Raw genomic sequence first — 19,538 nt, 5'->3', positions numbered from 1 at the left:
GTAGGAGAGGTCCTTTTCTAGGATCAGCAGCTTGGCCGGCAGGTGAGCCCGTTGAATTTGTACCCACTGGCCGGGGTTGACCGATTGGGCCAAGACGCCATCGCTCCAGAGGCGGGTCAGCCCTTCCGGATCGGCAAGGGGCCAGATCTCCACCGTAGCCGTGCCGCCGATGACGATGGGACGGCTGGACAAGCTGAGGGGACAGATGGGGGTGATGATGATGGCCTCAAAGCTGGGCTCCAGAATGGGGCCGTTGGCTGCCAGGGTGTAGGAGGTGGATCCCGTCGGTGTAGCCACCAGCACACCATCCCCGTGGTACTGATCCAAAATCTCGCCATTGACTTCGATTTCCAGGATGGCGGCGGGCAGGCGTTCCCGGTTGATGGGCTTGAGGCACATTTCGTTGAGGGCGTAGTACACGTCACTGACCGGGCGGCCCTGCCGCTTGCCCTCGCCAGGAATAGCCCCCTGCCCCAGTTGCACTTGCTCCCAAATCTGGGCCTGCAACATCATCCGGGCTTGCAGGACGAAGTCTCCGGCCTGGATGCGATCCCAGGGATCCTGGTGCAGCACCCGCTCTGACTGGGCCAAAAACCCCAGCCTGCCCCCCGACTGAATGGGCAAAATGGGGATCCCATGGGGGGCCAGGTGGCGGGCCGCCGCCAACACCGACCCATCTCCCCCCAGTACCACAGCTAGGTCGATGGGATCGGAAGTGGCCTCCAGGAAGACCGGGTAGGGGTTGTGGTGCAAGCCGGTGGGGGCTGTTAGCACCGTAACGCCGCGCCGGCGCAACTGCTCCGCACACAGTTGACAGGCGGCCTTGCTCTCCCGATCCCCCTCTTTGTAGGCAATCACCACCAAGCCCAAGTCCATAAGCCCTCGCGCAGGGATCCCTTCCGATCATCCCCCTTTGGGCTGAAGGTTGCCCAGAAGGCTGAATTTCCCCCAGCATTCCCTTGCGCTTTTTTCACATTTACTGGAGATCCTTAAAAAAATCTCTAAATAGTCATTCCAAATGGTAATAAAAAACGGCTTGTCGCAACGCTGTCGCGCACGCGCTGGCGGCGCAAAGCGCTATCCCTAACTCCCCTCTCCCTTTGGGAGAGGGGCTGGGGGTGAGGGGGGCTGGGAGAGGGGCTGGAGGTGGTCGCGCCGGCGGCGCGGAGCGCTTGGGCCTCCAGAGAGTCAAAGATTGGGATCCCTGAAGTTGGACTGAGCAATGGGCGGGTATGAATTCCAGCAATTGGTTTATCGTATGGACATCTTGGCCTGAGCTGCCTTTTCTTGCGCCTGCAAACCTATGTCTTTTGATCTCACCAATCGCATTTTGGGCGGTCGCTACCGGCTAATTCAAGAAATCGGTGGTGGCGGCATGGGATCCGTCTTTCGCGCCTTGGACTTACACAACAACCACCAAGAGGTGGCGGTCAAGATCCTGCACGCGCCCTTGCTGCTGAGCCGGGGCGACGCCCAGATCGATTTGCGCCGCCGCTTTGCCGAAGAGATCCGCATCAGCATCCTTCTGGGACAGCATCCCCGCATCGTCAAAGTTTTGGATCACGGCCAAGAGGGCGAGCAAGCCTACCTGGTGATGGAGTACCTCAAGGGGCAGGATCTGGGCAAGCTGATGCGGGAAAAAGGGGCTCTGCCACTTCGGCAAGTCATTCGGTTGGCCCTGCAGGCTTGTGAAGGGCTGCACTTTGCCCACACGTTCCGCGCCAAGGTAGATGGCCGCGAGATTCGGGGCGTGATTCACCGCGACATCAAGCCCAGCAACCTGTTTCTCGAGCAAGTCTTGCAAGAGGGCCAACTCACGTCTCAACTGAAAATCCTCGACTTCGGCGTGGCCAAGACCCTGGCGGATCACACCCTCAGCCTAGGCACCCACAAAGGGGGCGGATTTATCGGCACGGCCCGTTACGCCTCTCCTGAACAGATACGGGGCAAGTCTCTGGATGCCCGCTCGGATATCTACTCGTTTGGGGTGGTGCTCTACGAGATGCTGACGGGATCCATGCCCTTTCAATTGGAAACCAACTCGTTGCACAGTTGGATCCACGCCCATTGCTACGAAAGCCCCCTTGAGATCAACCCGGAGACAACTCCGCAGCCGATCCCGCCCGCCTTGGCAGCGGTGGTGATGGATTGCCTGAAGAAAAACCCGGACGAACGCCCGCAGACGATGCAGGAGCTGGGGGAGCGGCTGCTGCAGGCCTATGAGCTGACGGTGGCCACTCAACTCCCCAGCAGCCAGGCCAGTACCGTGATTCTTCCCACCGGCGGTGCCAAGGCTCAAAACGAGGCTCCACCCTCTTCCGATCCCAGACCGCCGATCAAAACCACCGGCAATACAGGATCGGCTTCTGGAGCCTTTGAAGACATCCGCGATGAAGATCTGGATCTTGTCGAAGATGAGCCCATCCCGCCTGCAGGTGCAGGGATCCCCTATTACATCGCCGAGCGGGAACCTCTCCCCTCAGATCCCTCGGCAGAAGCTGCGCCGGATCCCTCCCCCAAAGTTGAAGGCGAAACTGCCGAAACGCCCTCTACAGTCATCCAGGCCAGCAACACGCTTCCGGCTGCTCCCCCTCAGGATCCCCCCGTCCCACCACGAACGGATACTCCCCCTACCCGTCCCCTGCCGCAAGCCGCCCCCCCAACGGTTCTCCAGCCTTCCGGCAGCAGCCTAAAGTGGGTCTTGGCCGGGGGAGGCGCTGTGGCTTTGCTAGCCGCCTTTTTGCTCTGGCCGCGCCCAACCATCCGCGATACCCAGAAAGAGCCGGAGCCGATCCCTACTGCTGAAGTCACCCCAACCCCTACACTCAAGCCCGCCCCCACCCCAACGCCAACCCCGGCCCCCACTCCAACGCCAACACCGACACCCCCTCCCACTCCCGTGCCGACACCTACTCGAACTCCAGCACCGACGCCCACTCCTGCTCCACTGCCGACGCCTACACGAACCCCTGCACCGACACCCACTCCTGCTCCGGTGCCAACGCCTACTCGAACTCCGGCACCAACACCCCCTCCAACCCCAACACCCACTCCCACGCCAGTGCCAACACCAGCGCTTACCCCTATCCCTCGCTTTACCCCGCTCGTCCCCCGTACTCCTACCCCTACCCCCACCCCGATCCCGACGCCCACCTCGACGCCAGCCCCAGCAACACCAACGCCTGCGCCAGAGTTTGCTTTGAGCGGCCAGTGGCTCTACGAGGGAGGATCCTTTATCTGGCAGGGATCGCTGTGTAAGATCAATGTTGCAACTGGCATCCAGGAAACCGTTTCCATTCAGCAAAACGGCGATCAGATTACCATTTCCTCACCCAGCTTTTCTGAGCGCAGTGGCCAGCTCATCGGCAACCAACTTTCTGTTAGCGGTAGGATAGGGGGTAGCGGTACCCCAACCATCACGTGGAGCGGCACCGTCAGCGCCGACGGGCGCTCCATTCGCGGCACGGCCACCTGTGGCAGCGCCAGCTTTGCCATTAGGCTTACCCGCCAGAGCTAAATACCCACACCGCCTCGGTCACCGCCACCGCCGTTTTCCCTGTCGTCAGGCTTCTGCTGGATGGGAGGGGGAGGAGGAGGCGCGGCAGAGGTTTCCCTCACCACCTCGAGGGTATAGGGACCTCGGCCTGGGCTACCCGGAGCAACGCTGCGGGAGTTCTGGGCCCAGTAGCTTTGCACCAGCACTAGGTAACAGCGGTCTTGCCGTACTGGGATCGTCAGCTCAGAGGTGGTGAAATCACCAGGCTTTGCGTCATCGTTGATGAAGAAGAATTCCGGATCAGTCTCCCTGTTGACATCAAGACCAAGGATGACCAGCAGAGGGTCGAAGACTGGACTAGTTAGGCGGATAGTAACTCCTGTAACATTGGCTGCAGAAGGAAAGTAAAGGAATCCATCGACATAAAAGGTAAACGTGCCAGGGGGAGGTGGGACTTCCCGGGCATTTATGACATTGTCCCTCTCATCGAAGTAGATCTCCAAGTCGCTATTTGGCCCCAAGGTTCCACTGCGCCTTGCTCCTGGGCGCAAGCTCTTGGCCTCGAAAATCGCTGGAAAGGCTTGCGCGCAAACATTGACTGGAGGTGGCACCGTCCCTCCAGCTCCCCCACAGCCTGCCAGGAGGACAGCCGAGGCTAGGAAGCCCCAAAAAAGCTTCAGAGGGGATCCCCAAACCTTTGACGTTGGCGCTGCCATAGATACCTCTTGCAGGATCATTAGCTTCTCCAGATTAGACTACAGCCATTTCGGCAAGCTGCAGCGAACGGATTTGGTCATCCAGCAATCCCTCCCCCTGATCCTTTGAGCAGCGACATCCAGCAGGAGCGGCTCCGTTTTAGCCTAGTGCCTCCTAGGCCCATGTCGGGTAGAGTTGGCGGTAGCTATCGACGCCGTAGTGGTTAACCTATGAACAGCCCGCTGAGTAAGAATCGGGATCCCAATCTCCTGCCTTCACAACGCCCTGAGCGAGGCAGCCCAGGCTGGAGCCTTCCCCTTGGAGGTTGGGAACTCGCCTTGTTGTGCGGATCGCTGCTATTGGGAGCTTGGGGTGGCCACCTCTTGACTTGGGCCCAGGAAGCGGAACAAAAGCCAGAGCCAGAAGTCTCACCACCGGTGAGAGATATCGATCCGGCAGTGCAGATCCGAGTTCGGAACGAGCTGGTTAAGCTCTGCGGAGAAAATCGATGCGAAAGCTATCGCTTTCCAGTGCGGGTTTTGGTCAGGCCTGAAGATACTCTGGAAACTCTGCTGGAGCGGCTGGATGCGGAGATGCTGCGGGAGGTGGACCGGGTGTTTCAAACTCGGCCTGACTTGAACCGTGTGATTGTCGATGGCTATGTCTTTGTGGGCACTCCCTCTTTCGCCAGTCGGGAAGTGCTGCTGCAAACCCTGTTTGTGCCCCGTCACCGCTGGGCGGTGGGCCGCTTTGGGCCGGAGCAGGACGGAATCTTCTATGCCGAGCTGCTGGAACAGGTAACGCCCTTTTTAACTCAGCCGCCAACCCCGACCCCTCCGCCTGAGGCTGTGCCTGAAGAGCCTGTACCTCCTCTGCCTCCCACGCCAGCTCCTATAGAGACACCAACGCCTGCGCCTCCTATGGAGACCCCAACGCCTACACCTCAAGCAACGCCAGAAGCTCCACCCCCACCAGGGGGTGTAATCGAGCGGCAACCCATCCAGCCTTGACCTGCACCTCTGGGGTTGAGACCTAAGCAGGTGGTGATTTAGGCTTCAAAGTTAGGGGCTCCCTCCCCCTTAGGTTGCTTGACTGGTGTGCACAGCATGGCAGGACACAGCAAATGGGCCAACATTAAGCGGCAAAAAGCCCGTGTAGATGCCAAAAAGGGCAGCCTATTTACCAAACTTTCCCGGGCCATCATCGTGGCAGCGCGCAACGGCCTGCCCGATCCTGACGCCAACTTTCGGCTGCGCTCGGCCGTGGAGAAAGCCAAAGCGGCAGGCATGCCTGCTGAGACCATCGAGCGGGCCATCGCCAAGGGATCGGGCAACTGGACCGACGACAGCCCCCTGGAGGAAATTCGCTACGAAGGCTACGGCCCTGGGGGGGTAGCTGTCTTGATCGAGGCGATGACCGACAACCGCAACCGCACGGCTGCCGAGGTGCGGGAGGCCTTCAGCAAAGTCGGCGGCAACCTAGGGGAAAGTGGCTGCGTGAGCTGGCTGTTCCGGCAAAAAGGGGTGATTAGCCTAGAGGGGGTGACAGATCCCGAAGCTTTGCTGCTAGCGGTAGCCGAAGCAGGCGGGGAGGATCTCAAGGTAGAGGGAACCGACGCAGAAGTCTACTGCGATTACACCCTGCTGGAGCAGGTGGCCACCTACCTCAAAAAAGAAGGCTACCAGGTGCAAGAGGCGGCCATCCGCTGGATCCCCTCTACGGAGGTGCATGTGGAGGACCCCGAGACAGCCAAGCTGGTACTGACCCTCATGGAGCGGCTGGACAACTTGGATGATGTGCAAAATGTCTACGCCAACTTTGAGATCGACGAGGCATTGATGGAGAGCCTGGCCTAAAGGTTCTAGCGCAGCTTGACGGCGGTGCCGGCGGCGGTAACGAGGATCATTGTCGTGCTCATGTTGGTATGAATGCTAACGCCTAGGATGCCATTTGCTCCCAAACGTTTGGCTCGCTGCTCCAACTCTTCCAAAACCTTTTTCTGGGCATTCTCGAGAACTTCTTCATAGGTTCTTGTGCGTCCCCCGATGATGTTGCGGAGGGTAGCAAGGAAGTCCCGTAGAACATTGGTGCCATAAACTACCTCGGCGGTAACAATGCCCAAGTAACGCTCAACCTCTCTACCTTGGGGCACGTCTGTAGTGGTCAGCAGCATGGCTTGTTTCCGCGTCACCCCCTCACAAGCTAGCCAATCCTCTCCAAGGTGTAAAGCTCTCCAACCAAGTGGTGGGAGCTAGAATGAGCTACCTCTAGGGCACCGTTTTTCAGCTAGCCGATGACAGCCCTAGTTCGCGTAGTGGGGAGCTTGAATCTGGACTTGGTGGTGCAGGTACCACGCCATCCTGGGCCTGGGGAAACGGTGCTGGGATCCGACTACGCCACCTACCCTGGCGGCAAGGGGGCCAACCAAGCGGTGGCAGCGGCACGGGCGGGAGCCCAGGTGGAGATGTGGGGGGCAGTGGGATCTGACAGCTTTGGCCGCCTGCTGAAAGAGAACCTGGAGCAGAACGGCGTCGATACCCACCACCTGCGGGAGCTGGAAGGGCCCAGCGGCATCGCTCTGATCACTGTGGATCCAGCAGGGCAAAACCGGATTGTGGTCAGCCCCGGCGCTAACGGTCGCTACACCCCCGCCCAGCTGCCTCCTTGGACGCCGGCAGCGATGGTTCTGCTGCAACTGGAAATCCCCCTGGCCACGGTGCAGGCGGTGGCAGAGCAAGCCTTTGCCCAAGGGATCCCCGTCCTGCTCAATCCAGCCCCTGTGGTGCCTCTGCCGGGATCCCTGTTGCGCCAGGTGCGCTACTTGGTGCTCAACGAAAGCGAAGCCGCTGCTCTTGCCCAGTTGCCGGTGGAGACACCCGCGCAAGCCGAAAAAGTGGCCCAAGCCTTGCAACGGCAGGGGATCCCGACGGTGATCGTCACGTTGGGGGAAGCAGGCTTGGTCTGGGCCGACGGCGGAGAAAGCGGCTACCTGCCGGCCCACCCTGTGGCGGTAGTGGATACCACCGCTGCCGGCGACAGCTTCTGCGGCGCTTTGGCCGCCTGCCTAGCTACTGGCAAACCCCTGAGGGCAGCTCTACGGTTTGCCAATGCCGCTGCGGCTTTGTGCGTAACCCGCCCTGGGGCTCAGCCTAGTTTGCCGCGCCGCGCTGAGATCGAGGCGTTTCTGGCCGCTGCAGGCCCTCATCCTTAAGCACAGCTTCCTGCGCTACACGGAAAAGGCCTCTTGGCGGTGCTGCCGCAGCCGCTCCAGGCTAAGAGGGCCCTCAAGGTGTTGCCAGGGAAGGGGATCCGCCGGATCCCAGTTGCTGTGGACGTAGTAGTCCAAGGGCGGAAGCTTTCCTTTGAGCTCTTTGAAGGCGCGCCGGTAGCCGCCCAGGGAGTCGCCAAACTCCCGCGCCAACTGCAAAACCTGCGCTACTCGTCGATCTCCTCTTGAAATCAGAGCCTGAATGACCGACCAACTGTAGCTTTCCGGGCGGAACTCAATCCCCAACGGACGCAGGTGTTTTTGGTACCACTGCAGCTTTCTCTCCGCTTGGGGATCCACTCCCTGCCACTGAAAGGGGGTGTGGGCTTTGGGCACAAAGGTGCTACAGCCCAAGGTCAAGCGCAGGCGGGGAGCCACCTTTTTGAGCTCCTTGAAGAGGGCAACTGTGGCCTCCAGATCAGCCTGGGTCTCTGCTGGGATCCCCACCATGCCGTAGAACTTGATCCCCTTCAGGCCGCCGGCCTGGGCGTGGGCAGCCGCCGCCAGGATCTCTTCGTTGGCCAGCTTTTTGTTGATGACCCGGCGCAGCCGCTCCGAGCCGCTTTCGATGGCCACGGTAATGGACTGGCTGCCGCGGCGGGAAAGCACTTGCGCCAAGCGAGGCGTAACCGTGCCCGTGCGCACCGAGGCCAGGCTAAGGCGCACCTGCTCAAAGCGATCCTGCGCCAGGTACTCCAGCAATTCCTCAAACTGGGGGTGCTGGGTTACCGAAGCCCCCAAAAGGCCAATCCGCTGGGTAACCTGCAGCCCCCGCTCCACCGCCGGGATCAGATGTCCCTCCACATCCGCTGCCCGAAAAGGCAATGTTAGATAGCTGGCCAGGCAAAAGCGGCACATCTCCGGACAACTGCGCACCACCTCCACCATGTAAATGCTCTCCCAGGCCGCCTTGGGGGTAACCACGGTGGACACCGAGAGGGTGTTGCCGCGGAAGGTGTGCTTGCGGATGGAGCTGGGGATCCCGTCCAGCTTGGGGATCACCTTCTCCACTGGGCCGTCGGGCCCGCGGTAGCGCACCTCGTAGAGGCTGGGCACGTAGATCCCCGGCACCTGGGCCAGCGCCTGCAGCTTTTCCGCTCGGGATCCCCGCCTTACCTGGCGGTAGGCTTGGATCATCTGCTCCACCAGCCCCTCCCCGTCCCCCAGCAGGATCAAGTCAAAGAACGCAGCAAAGGGCTCAGGGTTGGCCGTCAACACCGGGCCGCCGCCGAAAACCAGGGGGTGCGCTTCTTCCCGCGCCTCGGCCTGGAGGGGGATCCTCTGTCGTTCCAGCAGATCCAGGATGTGGACGTAGTCCAGCTCCCAGGAGAGGGAAAAGCCCAGCAGCTCAGGATCCCGCGGCAGCGGCTCGGCCAGGTCGGTAAACAGGCGGGCGACCGACACATCACGGCGGCTGGCCAGCAGGCTCCAGATGACCTGGTAGCCGAGGCTGGTGATCCCCACCGAGTAGGTGTTGGGGAAAGCGTAGATCAGCCGCACCGCGTCGGGCTCGGGCGTGGCCGGGGTGAAGAGAAGCTGCTCGAGGGCAAAGTCTGAGGTGGCCAAGATCCCAGCGGCAACAAGAGCCTACTTTCCCAGCTTAATCGGGGTTTTGCCAGCCCGCCCCCAGGGCCAGGAAGGACGGCAAGATCGTCCAGAATAAGAGGGATCCCGACCTGCACCTGCCGATGACCTCTCCGCTCAACCAACGCATCCGCCGCTTCTACGATGCTTCCTCTGGCCTTTGGGAGCAGGTGTGGGGAGAGCACATGCACCACGGCTACTACGAGCCGGGCCAGACCGGCAAGGATCGCCGCCAAGCCCAGATCGATCTCATCGACCGAGTCATTCAATGGGGCCAGATCGGGGATCCCAAGCCCCCCCGGCACATCCTCGATCTCGGCTGTGGCATTGGGGGGAGCAGCCTGGAGCTGGCGCGGCGCTTTGGCGCCGAGGTAACAGGCATTACCCTCAGCCCTGTCCAGGCCCAGCGGGCCGAGGAGCGCGCTCAAGCAGCCGGCCTGAGCAACAGGGTGCGCTTTTGGGTGGCCGATGCCCTGGACATGCCCTTTGCCGACAACACCTTCGATCTGGTCTGGGCTCTGGAAAGCGGCGAGCACATGCCGGATAAGCGGCGGTTTCTGGCCGAGTGCTGGCGGGTCTTGCAACCGGGCGGGCAGATGATGGTGGTTACCTGGTGCCACCGCGAGGGATCCCTGAGCCGCCAGGATGAGCGCCTTTTGCAGCAGATCTACGACGTGTACTGCCTGCCCTATGTCATCAGCTTGTCGGAGTATGAAGCGCTGGCCCACCAGGTGGGGTTCGAGCGGTTGCGCACCGCCGACTGGTCGGAGCGGGTGGCCCCCTTTTGGGACGAGGTGATCGCCTCGGCTCGCGATTGGCGGTGGATCCCGGCTTTGCTGCGCAGCGGCTGGGTCACCGTCCGTGGGGCGCTGGGGCTGGGCCTGATGCGGCGGGCCTATGCCAGCGGCTTGCTGCGCTTCGGCCTGCTGAGCGGCTTCAAGCCTGCAAGTTAGGGATCCCATACCCCCCTCTCCCTTGGGAGAGGGGCTGGGGGTGAGGGTAGCGGCGCTGGCCAAATACCAGGGAAAGTAGCTCAGAAGTCCGGCTGGGGCGGCGTTGCGCCGGCAAGTTCTAGGTACTTTTGCTTCACCGCCTGAATATCCTGCCACATCAGCCACTTGGGGCTGCCGGGGGTGCGGTCGGGGTTGCGCAGCAAATAGGCCGGGTGGAAAATCGGCATACACCAGCGCCCCTGCCACTGGATCCACTCGCCGCGGATCTTGGTGATGCCGCGCTTATCCCCCAAAAGAGAGCGCACCGAAGTGGCCCCCGTCAACAGAATGATCCAGGGATCCACCAGGCGAATCTGCTCCAGCAGATAGGGCCGACAGGCGTCCATCTCCTCCTGGGTGGGCACGCGGTTGTGGGGAGGGCGGCATTTGACCACGTTACAGATGTAGGTATCCTGCTCCGGATCTAGGCCCACCGAGGCCAGGATCTTGTCGAGCAACTGGCCCGACTTGCCCACAAAGGGCAGCCCCTGCAGATCCTCGTTTTCCCCCGGCCCTTCTCCGACGATCACGATCTTGGCCTTGGGGTTGCCGCGGTGCACCACCACGTGGGTACGGTTGGCCGCCAATTCACAGCGCTGGCAGACCCGGCAGTGCTGCTCCAGTTGTTCTAGTTCTCGATAGGTACCGGGGGGAATGGGCACCTGGGCCGAGAGCGGGATCTGATCCCATTGGGGAAGCGTCTCCGCAGCGGGGGCAGGTGGCTCTAGGGGATCGTCAAATAAGCTGGGCTGAAGCTCCGAGGATCTTTTCTTGGCAGCCATTGCAAGGTGAGGGATCCTTGTGCAGCGATCTTCGGCTGCTCCTCTGCCCTTGTCAAGCTTGGAGTCTCTTTCCCCAAAAGGGCAGCCTTTACGTCTTGTTAAACTGAGGGAACAAAAGGTGGCGGCATCTCAGCCTGCCCTTTCCCTCTTTTGAGTGCTCTCGGCCTCCTATGCTGCTTTTGTCCAAAGAACTGCCCAACCTCGACTATCGTCCCACCCTGCAGCGCTTCGACGAAGACTGGCGGGATCCCCTTGCAACTCTCTTAGGCTGGGGGCGGGCTGCTGGCGCCGACCTGGTGGAGATCTTCCTGGAGCGGGTTAACTCCATCAGCTGCCTGGCCGAAGACGACGCCATCACCAGCATCACCCCTCGGCTTGCCACTGGCGCCGGCGTGCGGGTGTTCCGCGGCCTGGCCGACTGCTACGTCAGCACCAACGATCTCTCCTTTGCCGGCCTCAAAGCCGCCCTGGAAAAAGGCCTGCTCTTGATGGGCCTTACCCCCCCAGGCCCTGCCGCCTTGGTCTCCCCTGTCAACTTGGGGATCTTGCAGGACTACGCCGAGCGCCGCCGCAAAGACGGCTGGCTCAAAGAATGCAGCTCCCTTGCCGAGATGGGGGAGATCTTGGGGCGGGCCAACGCAGAGCTCAAGCGGCAAGCTCACCACATCCAGTCCCGCCGCACCAACTACTTCCGCGACTGGCAGGAGATCCTGGTAGCCTGCAGCGACGGCACCTTTGTGCGCGACATCCGCCTTACCCAGTCGGTCAGCTCTACCCTGCTCTGTGCCGACGGGGATCATCGCGCTTCCGTTAGCCAGCGCGCGGGGGGCACCGGGGATCCCGACTTTTTGCGCCGCTGGGATCTTGTGGCCCACAGCCAGGAGCTGGCAGAGGCTGCCGGCCAGATGCTCTATGCCGACTACGTGGAATCGGGCACCTACCCCATTGTGATGTCCAACGCCTTTGGCGGCGTCATCTTCCACGAGGCCTGTGGGCATCTCTTGGAAACCACCCAAATTGAGCGCAAAACCACCCCCTTTGCCGACAAAAAAGGCCAGAAGATTGCCCACAAAAACCTCACCGCCTGGGACGAGGGGCTTTCCGAGGGGGCCTTTGGCAGCTTGGATGTGGACGACGAGGGCATGCCCGTCCAGCGCACTTTGCTCATTGAAAAGGGCATTTTGAAGAACTTCCTGGCCGACCGGGCCGGCTCGATGCGCACCGGCCATCCCCGCACCGGCAGCGGTCGCCGGCAAAACTACACCTTTGCCGCCGCCAGCCGCATGCGCAACACCTACATCGCCCCCGGCGACGCCGAACTGGACGACCTGTTTGCCTCTATCGACAAAGGCATCTACTGCAAGCGCATGGGGGGCGGCAGCGTCGGCCCCACCGGCCAATTTAACTTTGCCGTGGAAGAAGCCTATCTCATCCAAAACGGCAAGATCACCAAGCCCCTCAAGGGAGCCACTTTAATCGGGGAAGCCAAGGATATCCTGACCAAGATCTCCATGTGCTCCAAGGATCTCCGCCTGGCCCCTGGCTTCTGTGGTTCTGTCAGCGGCAGCATCTACGTCACCGTCGGCCAGCCCCACATCAAGGTGGACGCCATCACCGTGGGCGGGCGCTAGGCCCAGGGATCCCCCATGGCTTACGACAACGTCTGCAAGTACCTGGCAGAGCGCTTCCCGGAGCAGTTTGCCCGTTGGCTAGTGGGAGAAGTGGCTGAGCCGGTGCAAATGTTGCCCACAGAACTTTCGGAGGAACCTGTTCGAGCAGATTCTGTTATTTTGCTGGGGCTGCAGCAGGGCATTTTGCACCTGGAATTTCAAACAGATCCAGATCCTGAAATCCCCTTTCGCATGGCCGACTATCGGCTGCGCCTTTACCGGAAATATCCACAGCTACCTGTGCATCAGGTGGTGATTTATCTGCGCAAAACGACCTCGGAGCGAGTTTTCCAAACTTCCTTTCGCCTAGAACGGCTGAGCCACGAGTTTGAGGTCATTCGCCTGTGGGAATGCAACTTGCCAACCAACGTCGATTGGCCAGCCCTGCTGCCTTTTCGGGTCTTAAGCCAGGTGGAGGATCCTGTAGAAACCTTACGAGAAGTCGTTGCCGAGCTGGAGCGCTTGCCAGACTCCAGCAAGCAGCGAGAACTGGCAGCAGCAACAGCCGTTTTGGCGGGACTAGCATTGGATCGGGGTTTGATTCGGCAAATCATGAGGTCTTTGGATATGAGGGAATCGGTGATCTACCAGGAGTGGCGCTCGGAAGCTTTGCGGGAGGGGCTGGAAGCAGGGCGCAAAGAAGGTCTGCAACTGGGCCTGCAGCAAGGGCTGCAACAGGGATTGCAACAGGGATTGCAACAGGGACTGCAACAGGGACTGCAGCATGGAGAAGCAACGCTGGTTTTGCGGCTTTTGCGGCGGAAGCTGGGATCCCTTGACCCGGCCCTGGAAAACAGGATTTGGGCCTTGCCCCCGTCGCAACTGGAGGCGCTGGGGGAAGCGCTGCTGGATTTCAACAGCGTGGAGGACTTGACCGCCTGGCTGGCCCGTCGGTAGAGAAGGAATGACATGCTGCAAGTTGAACTCTTGGCCGAACAGGCGCAAAGGTGCGCCAAACACCTGGGGATCCCCCAGTTTGATCTCTACGGAGCCGCAGTGGATGAGACCAGCGTGCAGGTGGAGCAGGGGGAGCCCCGTCAGGTAAAAGCTTCTCACCGCTGCAGTGTGACGGTGCGGGCCTGGAACGACCAGGGCCAGGTAGGGGTGACCTCCACCACCGATGTGGACGAAGCAGGGCTGGAACTAGCTCTGCAGACGGCCTTTGAGGCCAGCCACTTCGGCGTGCGGGAACACGCGCCCCAATTCAGTCCAGAAGCGAAGCTGCCCATTCTCCAGCCCTGTAATGACAAAAGGCCCCTGGCGCTGGCCAGCGAGCTCCTAGATCAGCTGGTGGCTGCCGAGAAGGCTTTGCTGGGATCCCATCCCGCCATCCAGGGGGTGCCCTACAACGGCCTGGCCCAGCGACAGATCGACCGCTTTTACCTCAACAGCGACCAAGCTCTGCGCCAGGAGGGCCACACTCTGGCCTCGGTCTTTCTCTACGGCAAAGCAGAACAAGAAGGCCGCAAGCCCCGCAGCGCCGGCGCCATGCGGGTGGCCCGCAGCCTAGAGGAGCTGGATATCCAGGGGTGCGTAAAAGAAGCCGCCGAGAAGCTCATCAGCCACCTGGAGTACGCGCAGATCCCTTCGGGGAAATATACGGTGGTTTTTTCTGGGGAAGCTTTTTTAAGCCTGTTGGGGGCTTTCTCCAATCTCTTCAACGCCCAGAACATCTTGGACAACCAAAGCCTGTCCACCCCCGACTCGCTGGGCCAGCAGATTGCCTCGCCGCTGCTTTCGGTGTGTGACGATGCCTTGCACCCGACTAACGTAAGCGCGATTAGCTTTGACGGCGAAGGCACCCCCACCCGCCGCGTTTCCCTGATTACCAACGGAGTTCTGACCCACTTTTTGCACAGCGCTGGCACCGCCAAACGCCTGGGGGCCCAGCCCACGGGGCACGCCAATATCGGCGCCAAGGTGACGGTGGCAGCCCACTACTACCACGTCTTTGCCGGGGCTCCGCCAGAGAGCACCTACGACCTGGCCACGGCTGAGAATGTGGTCTGGATTGACGAGCTGCAGGCTCTCCATGCCGGAGTCAAGCCTCTGCAGGGATCCTTTTCCCTGCCCTTCCAGGGCTGGTGGGTGCGCCAGGGGGAGCGCATCAGCATCGAGGCGGCGACAGTAGCGGGGGATTTTCTAGCACTCTTGCAGTCCATTTTCTACGTCGAGCCGGAGCCACAAATCACTCCTAGTGGTCTGTGTCCCCGCATTTGGGTAGCCGATCTTTCCATCACCGGCCAATAGCCCCATGAAACTCACCCGCATCGACCTCAACAGTTGGCTAGTCCATACCCAGACCCAGACTTTCCTGCTGGATCCGTGGCTGGTGGATCCCTTGGTGTTCTTTGGCCTGCCCTGGTTCATCCGCCTGCAGCACCGCCAGATGCCGCCGTTCACGCCGGAAACCCTGCCCAAAATCGACGGTATCCTCCTCAGCCAAGGCCAACCCGACCACTGCCACCCCCCCACCCTGCAGCGGCTGGACAAGCAGATCCCGGTTTTCGCTTCTCCAACAGCCGCCAGGGTGGCGCGGAGCCTTGGCTTTATGAGGGTGCAGGCCCTGGATCCCTGGCAGTCCGTGCAGTGGGGAGATCTAGGCATCACAGCGGTTCCTGGCGCCCCCCTGGGGCCGGTGCGGGAACTGGGCTTTTTGCTGGAGGAGCTGCCGACCCAGACGCGGCTTTACTACGAGCCCCACCTTTCCCAACCGGATGTCCGCCCGCGGCTGCAGCAGGAGTTCACCCCCATCCACACCCTGCTGATCCCGGTGGTAGGGCAGATCTTTCCCTTCTTGGGCGAGGTGATCATGGGGCCGCAGCGGGCCCTGCAGGTGGTGGCCGCCCTGCGCCCGCAGCAGGTGATTCCCACCGCTATGGGAGAGGTGGACTACCACGGCTGGTTTGCCGCCCAGATCCGCCCCCTGGGGAGCCTAGAGGAGTTCCGGGAAAAGCTGGGATCCCTGAACGCTGCCACCGGCCAATCCATCCAATTGTGCTGCCCTGCCCCGGGGGAGACGGTATCCCTTCCCGCTGAGGTTAAGACGTGAGCCCTCCTTCTCAGGCCGCCCCCGATCTCGTGGCCATCCTGCGGGCCGATTACGCCCGCTTTCCTTGCGATCAAACCTACTCCATCTACGATCCCCAAGTTTATTTTCGGGATCCCCTCAACGAGTTTCGCGGCCTGGATCGCTATCGGGCCATGGTCGAAAGCCTGGGACGCTGGCTGCAGGATATCCACCTCGAGCTGCACGACATCCACCAGAGCGGCAACCACATCCGCAGCGAGTGGACGCTGAGGGGATCCCTGGCTTTTTTGCCCTGGCGTCCCCGCCTGTGCGTCCCCGGCTGGACAGAAATCCAGATCAACGAAGCAGGGTTGATCGGATCCCACATCGACCACTGGCGCTGCTCCCGCTGGGAGGTGATGCTGCAGATTTTGGGAGTCGGGGCTGCCAAATGAGCTGACTGCCGGTCCACACCTCTGCTAGGATTACAAAGCTGACTTTTTAGGCTCGCTAAAAAGTCGTTTTCTCTCCTCTGGAGAGATGGCCGAGTGGTCGAAGGCGCAGCACTGGAAATGCTGTGTGGGGCAACTCACCGTGGGTTCGAATCCCACTCTCTCCGTCATCGAGGCCCGCCTCAGGTAGAAGCTGCAGGAGACCCCCTATATCCCTCCACCCCCCAGTCCCCTCGTGTGGCAGGATATGGCCAGTTGCTGAAACCTGAAGAAATTATGGCTTTGCAACTCACCAGCTCCGCTTTTTCCCACTCAGAATCCATCCCCTCCCGCTACACCTGTGATGGGGAAGATCTCTCTCCACCCCTAGCCTGGTCGGGGGCACCTTCGGAAACCCAGAGCTTTGCCCTAATCATGGATGACCCAGACGCGCCCAGGGGCACCTTTGTCCACTGGGTGGTCTACAACTTGCCCACCAGCGTTAGCAGCCTGCCAGAAGGGATCCGCGGCGATGCCGATTTGCCCCAGGGGGCTGTGCATGGGCAAAACAGTTGGGGGCGTAACGACTACGGTGGCCCTTGCCCTCCCAGCGGCACCCACCGCTACTTCTTCACCCTCTACGCCCTGGATCGGCAACTGTCTTTGGCTGCAGGGGCGACGAAGGAAGCCCTGCTGCAGGCTATGGAAGGCCACCTCCTTGCCCAGGCCCAACTGATGGGCACCTATCAAAGAAAAAGGTAGGGGATCCGCGGTTAAAGCCCCGGCTTGCCGCCGCGCCTAAGCCAGACAAGGGTTTGGCAGCTCCCTTCTGCCGACGAGTCCTAGGGGCAAGGGGATCCCCTTCGCTGGGAAGGGAGAACCTCAAGCAAGGGGCGCCCCCAGTCGGGAGCTGGGCCTTGCCGAAAGCAAATCCAACATCTCCGCTCTCCAAAAAATTTGCCCCGCCGCCGTTTTTCTACCCAGGACAGGGATCCCCAGGTGGGCCTGCAACTGCCAGATCAAAGCGGGTTCTTCTTCTGGGGAGGAGGCCGACTCAGATTCCAGCAACACCCATCCCAGGCAGTGGGCCTTGGCTTGGTGAAGCAAGGCTGCAAAAGCGGCTCCCTGGCTGAGAGCAGCCTCTTGGGGCAGCGTCAAGAGCACGTCAAACCCCCAGGCATGGGCTAGGTCAGCCCAGGTTTGGCCGGGCCCTATCGGATCGGCCAGGCTGCCAGGCACCACCAGCAGCGGGGCCTTCTCTCCCTTCCAGGCAGCAATCTGCTGCCAGAGGGTTCTAAGCTGGGCTTCGGAAGGGCTGGGATCCACTTCGAGCAGGCCCCAAGGGCGTTGCACCGCCTGCTGCCAGGAGTCTGCCACTCCTGGTGCTGCCTGAGTTCCAGGCCAGGTGTCTGCTACCATCACTCTCATGGTTCCCCCGTCTCGGCTTCCCAGAGGCTCAGAAACTCGGGTTGCACCTCAAAGCCAAACACCAAGGCCATGTCCCGCAGCATCGAGACAGATCCCAGTTTCTGCTGCTTAAACCAGCGCATCAGCACAAAAATCTTCTGGTAGACGAAGATCTCCAACGCCTCCGGGTTGTAGACGATCCCTTCGCGGGGGTTGAATTGGTGGGGCACCAGCATAGCGGCGTAGCGGGCCAGCTCGCCGCTGCGCCAATCGAGAAAGTAGGGCATCCAGGGGTAAACCGTATCCCAGCGGATGAACCACAGGCGCACTTCTGGGATCTCCGACAGCTCCCGCGGATCGTCGGGGCTGCGCGGCCAATCGATGGCGCACTGTACCTGCTGAGCGGCGCCAACGGGATCCGCCATCAAGGTTTTCACCAATTCATGGCCCGGGGTCAAATCCAAGGCCTGGATGGCTTTGGCAGGTAGGTGGAAGGTAATTGGCACGGCGACAAGCAATCGCTTTAACCCAGTCTTGATCCAGGCGAGGGCTTCCGCAAGCAAGATACCCCATCCGTCAACCCCTTGCAGCTTATCTCAGCTCTGGGCCATTCCCTCCTGCCAGCGGGATCCCCAGCCGAGCTAGGTCGAGGACAAAGCCTGCTGCCACCAAGAACACCTGATCTGCCAGCGGGGCCAGCTTTTGGGTGAGCTCTCCCATCCGATCGCGAAACCGACGCCCCAGCGGATAGGCGGGCACCACTCCCCAGCCTACCTCTTCTGAGACCAAGATCGCCTTTCCTGCCCAGCTCTGCAAGGCCGACAAGAAAGCGTCCACCAAGGGATCCCACTCCTCCGGGGAACACTCCAGACCCTGCGCCACCCAGCCGCCTAGAGAGTCCACCAGGGCACAACAGGGCTGAGACAGCTTTTGCAGGTCGGCCCCCAGGTCGGGCCCGGTTTCCCAGGTTTGCCAAGTGGGAGGACGCCGTTGCCGGTGCTGCTGAACCCGCTCCGCCCACTCTGGGTCGGCTTGGGGATCGGGCTTGGGGCCGGTGGCCAGATAGACGACCGGCAGGCCGGAAGCAGCCGCCAGGTTCTCCGCCAGCCGACTCTTGCCGCAGCGGGCAGGGCCACAGATAAGCACAATTGGCATTGCCTGAAGAGGAAAGTCTATTGCTAGAGTAGCTTGGCAGTCGGTAGACCCCCTACGCTTCTGCTTCAGTTGCCGTGCAAACCCTGGAACCCCCCTGCCTGGAGCTTGGGCATATTCTACTTAGGCTCACGTTTTGGAAATTGATCTTGGCAGACCCCAATCCAGCAGCCGGAGGTTTTATGGCCATCTGCATTGAACATAGTCCTCAACTGGAGGACAAAACGTACTTTGCCTACTACCAAGGCTTGGAACCATTTCCCTTGCTTACTGTCGGCCCCCTGACCTATGCAGTGGAGCTCTTCATTCATTGGATGGGAGAGCCTTCGCGGGTAAAGATTGGCCGCTGCTGCTCAATTGCAAAAGGGGTTCATTTTTTTGCAGGCTATGAGCACCACACTGAATGGGCAACTACTTATCCTTTTACTCATCTACCTGAGTTCTGGAGCGAACTGCGGGCTTTGGAAGGTCACCCTCTGACCCGGGGAGATATTCAGGTTGGGCATGACGTTTGGATCGGCTATGGCGCTATGATTCGCTCAGGGGTGACGATTGGAAACGGGGCGGTTGTTGGAATGGCTGCCGTGGTGACGAGAGACGTCCCGCCATATGCAGTTGTTGCAGGGGTGCCAGCCAAAGTCGTTCGCTACCGCTTTTCACCCGACGTCATCGAGCAGCTCAACCAGCTTGCTTGGTGGGATTGGCCTCTTGAAGCCATCAGAACCTCCGGGGTACTCCCGCCACAGCGCAGCTTGGCGGGATGGGGGATAGGCGGTGAGACGAAGGGGTTCAATGCCCCTGAGTCTCACAATCTGGGCGTTGCCTGCTGCTCGACATACTTCTTCAACTCCTCAACGGTGACCCCACCACAAGAGGCAACAAAATAGGCCCCTGTCCAAAATACAGGCTTGCTGTAGAACCGTGCCACCTCTGTGGCGAACTCTTTGCGAATCAACCGGCTGGAGACTGTTTTCAGGTTGTTCACCAGCTTCGAGACCTGAACATCCGGCGGAAAACTCACCAACAGATGCACATGATCCGCCTCACCGT

General features: G+C 60.9%; 20 protein-coding genes, 1 tRNA gene and 1 pseudogene. 13 read left to right on the top strand and 9 right to left on the bottom strand.

What is annotated here, in order from left to right:
* A partial coding sequence (locus tag NW809_RS03270) for an NAD(+) kinase (RefSeq protein ID WP_414401518.1) occupies positions 1 to 876 on the bottom strand: 876 nt, incomplete at its 3' end.
* A 427-nt stretch (positions 877 to 1,303) separates the two neighbouring features.
* Here NW809_RS03270 and NW809_RS03265 point away from each other — a divergent pair.
* Positions 1,304 to 3,517, top strand: coding sequence for a serine/threonine protein kinase (locus NW809_RS03265; RefSeq protein ID WP_414401517.1), 2,214 nt, complete (start codon positions 1,304 to 1,306; stop codon positions 3,515 to 3,517).
* Here the strand turns inward: NW809_RS03265 and NW809_RS03260 are convergent.
* Positions 3,514 to 4,017, bottom strand: coding sequence for a hypothetical protein (locus NW809_RS03260; protein ID WP_414401516.1), 504 nt, complete (start codon positions 4,015 to 4,017; stop codon positions 3,514 to 3,516). The genes NW809_RS03265 and NW809_RS03260 overlap by 4 nt on opposite strands.
* A gap of 558 nt (positions 4,018 to 4,575) precedes the next feature.
* On the opposite strand from NW809_RS03260, the gene NW809_RS03255 reads away from it, so the two are divergent.
* Together NW809_RS03255 and NW809_RS03250 are read left to right on the top strand one after the other, a co-directional pair.
* Entirely contained in the window at positions 4,576 to 5,202 is a 627-nt protein-coding gene (locus NW809_RS03255; protein ID WP_414401515.1) for a hypothetical protein, read from the top strand.
* A gap of 96 nt (positions 5,203 to 5,298) precedes the next feature.
* Positions 5,299 to 6,048: a YebC/PmpR family DNA-binding transcriptional regulator gene (locus tag NW809_RS03250; RefSeq protein WP_414401514.1), complete on the top strand. Its 750-nt coding sequence runs from the start codon at positions 5,299 to 5,301 to the stop codon at positions 6,046 to 6,048.
* Between the two features lie 5 nt (positions 6,049 to 6,053).
* Here NW809_RS03250 and NW809_RS03245 read toward each other — a convergent pair whose 3' ends face one another.
* Positions 6,054 to 6,365 carry a YbjQ family protein gene (locus NW809_RS03245; protein ID WP_414401519.1) on the bottom strand — a complete coding sequence of 104 codons (312 nt, stop codon included), beginning with the start codon at positions 6,363 to 6,365 and terminating at the stop codon, positions 6,054 to 6,056.
* Between the two features lie 120 nt (positions 6,366 to 6,485).
* Here NW809_RS03245 and rbsK point away from each other — a divergent pair, with 120 nt between their 5' ends.
* The gene (gene rbsK, locus NW809_RS03240) at positions 6,486 to 7,403 is read left to right on the top strand and encodes a ribokinase (protein WP_414401513.1); all 918 of its coding nucleotides are present in this window, start codon (positions 6,486 to 6,488) and stop codon (positions 7,401 to 7,403) included.
* Between the two features lie 15 nt (positions 7,404 to 7,418).
* On the opposite strand, the gene NW809_RS03235 is transcribed toward rbsK, so the two are convergent.
* Positions 7,419 to 9,026, bottom strand: a complete 1,608-nt coding sequence (locus tag NW809_RS03235; RefSeq protein WP_414401512.1) for a B12-binding domain-containing radical SAM protein — start codon at positions 9,024 to 9,026, stop codon at positions 7,419 to 7,421.
* 122 nt (positions 9,027 to 9,148) lie between these two features.
* On the opposite strand from NW809_RS03235, the gene NW809_RS03230 reads away from it, so the two are divergent.
* Positions 9,149 to 9,997 carry a methyltransferase domain-containing protein gene (locus NW809_RS03230; protein ID WP_011431064.1) on the top strand — a complete coding sequence of 283 codons (849 nt, stop codon included), beginning with the start codon at positions 9,149 to 9,151 and terminating at the stop codon, positions 9,995 to 9,997.
* Positions 9,998 to 10,077: 80 nt separating this feature from the next.
* On the opposite strand, the gene NW809_RS03225 is transcribed toward NW809_RS03230, so the two are convergent.
* Positions 10,078 to 10,698 carry a uracil-DNA glycosylase family protein gene (locus tag NW809_RS03225; protein ID WP_099813338.1) on the bottom strand — a complete coding sequence of 207 codons (621 nt, stop codon included), beginning with the start codon at positions 10,696 to 10,698 and terminating at the stop codon, positions 10,078 to 10,080.
* Positions 10,699 to 10,988: 290 nt separating this feature from the next.
* Here NW809_RS03225 and NW809_RS03220 point away from each other — a divergent pair, with 290 nt between their 5' ends.
* From NW809_RS03220 to NW809_RS03190, 7 genes are all read left to right on the top strand, one after another.
* On the top strand, positions 10,989 to 12,449 hold the full coding sequence (locus tag NW809_RS03220; protein ID WP_011431062.1) for a TldD/PmbA family protein: 1,461 nt from the start codon (positions 10,989 to 10,991) through the stop codon (positions 12,447 to 12,449).
* A gap of 15 nt (positions 12,450 to 12,464) precedes the next feature.
* Positions 12,465 to 13,385, top strand: coding sequence for a DUF4351 domain-containing protein (locus NW809_RS03215; RefSeq protein WP_414401511.1), 921 nt, complete (start codon positions 12,465 to 12,467; stop codon positions 13,383 to 13,385).
* A 12-nt stretch (positions 13,386 to 13,397) separates the two neighbouring features.
* A complete protein-coding gene (locus NW809_RS03210) occupies positions 13,398 to 14,738 on the top strand; it encodes a TldD/PmbA family protein (RefSeq protein WP_011431057.1) in 1,341 nt (446 codons plus the stop codon).
* 4 nt (positions 14,739 to 14,742) lie between these two features.
* Positions 14,743 to 15,540, top strand: a complete 798-nt coding sequence (locus NW809_RS03205) for an MBL fold metallo-hydrolase (protein ID WP_011431056.1) — start codon at positions 14,743 to 14,745, stop codon at positions 15,538 to 15,540.
* The gene (locus NW809_RS03200; RefSeq protein ID WP_011431055.1) at positions 15,537 to 15,953 is read left to right on the top strand and encodes a DUF2358 domain-containing protein; all 417 of its coding nucleotides are present in this window, start codon (positions 15,537 to 15,539) and stop codon (positions 15,951 to 15,953) included. Before NW809_RS03205 ends, NW809_RS03200 begins: the two co-directional genes overlap by 4 nt.
* 79 nt (positions 15,954 to 16,032) lie before the next feature.
* A tRNA-Ser gene (locus NW809_RS03195) sits at positions 16,033 to 16,117 on the top strand.
* Between the two features lie 88 nt (positions 16,118 to 16,205).
* Positions 16,206 to 16,691, top strand: a complete 486-nt coding sequence (locus tag NW809_RS03190) for a YbhB/YbcL family Raf kinase inhibitor-like protein (protein ID WP_240527831.1) — start codon at positions 16,206 to 16,208, stop codon at positions 16,689 to 16,691.
* A 120-nt stretch (positions 16,692 to 16,811) separates the two neighbouring features.
* Here NW809_RS03190 and NW809_RS03185 read toward each other — a convergent pair whose 3' ends face one another.
* From NW809_RS03185 to cobU, 3 genes are all read right to left on the bottom strand, one after another.
* A complete protein-coding gene (locus NW809_RS03185) occupies positions 16,812 to 17,306 on the bottom strand; it encodes a dethiobiotin synthase (protein ID WP_240527832.1) in 495 nt (164 codons plus the stop codon).
* A 47-nt stretch (positions 17,307 to 17,353) separates the two neighbouring features.
* Positions 17,354 to 17,842, bottom strand: coding sequence for a CRR6 family NdhI maturation factor (locus NW809_RS03180; RefSeq protein ID WP_011431052.1), 489 nt, complete (start codon positions 17,840 to 17,842; stop codon positions 17,354 to 17,356).
* Positions 17,843 to 17,927: 85 nt separating this feature from the next.
* A complete protein-coding gene (gene cobU / locus NW809_RS03175; protein ID WP_414401510.1) occupies positions 17,928 to 18,491 on the bottom strand; it encodes a bifunctional adenosylcobinamide kinase/adenosylcobinamide-phosphate guanylyltransferase in 564 nt (187 codons plus the stop codon).
* Positions 18,492 to 18,670: 179 nt separating this feature from the next.
* Between cobU and NW809_RS03170 the strand changes: the two genes are divergently transcribed.
* Positions 18,671 to 19,375 (top strand): CatB-related O-acetyltransferase, encoded by a 705-nt coding sequence (locus NW809_RS03170; protein ID WP_168173336.1) that lies wholly within the window; start codon positions 18,671 to 18,673, stop codon positions 19,373 to 19,375.
* On the opposite strand, the pseudogene tnpA reads toward NW809_RS03170, so the two are convergent.
* Positions 19,294 to 19,538 (bottom strand): annotated as a pseudogene (tnpA, locus tag NW809_RS03165) (IS200/IS605-like element ISSoc3 family transposase); the annotation flags it as partial. The gene NW809_RS03170 and the pseudogene tnpA sit on opposite strands and share 82 nt — an antisense overlap.

The organism is Synechococcus sp. WC101 (assembly GCF_047461555.1).
Classification (GTDB): Bacteria; Cyanobacteriota; Cyanobacteriia; order Thermostichales; family Thermostichaceae; genus Thermostichus.
Note: the sequence above shows the minus strand (reverse complement) of the source record. Positions and strands in the feature narration are given on the sequence as shown.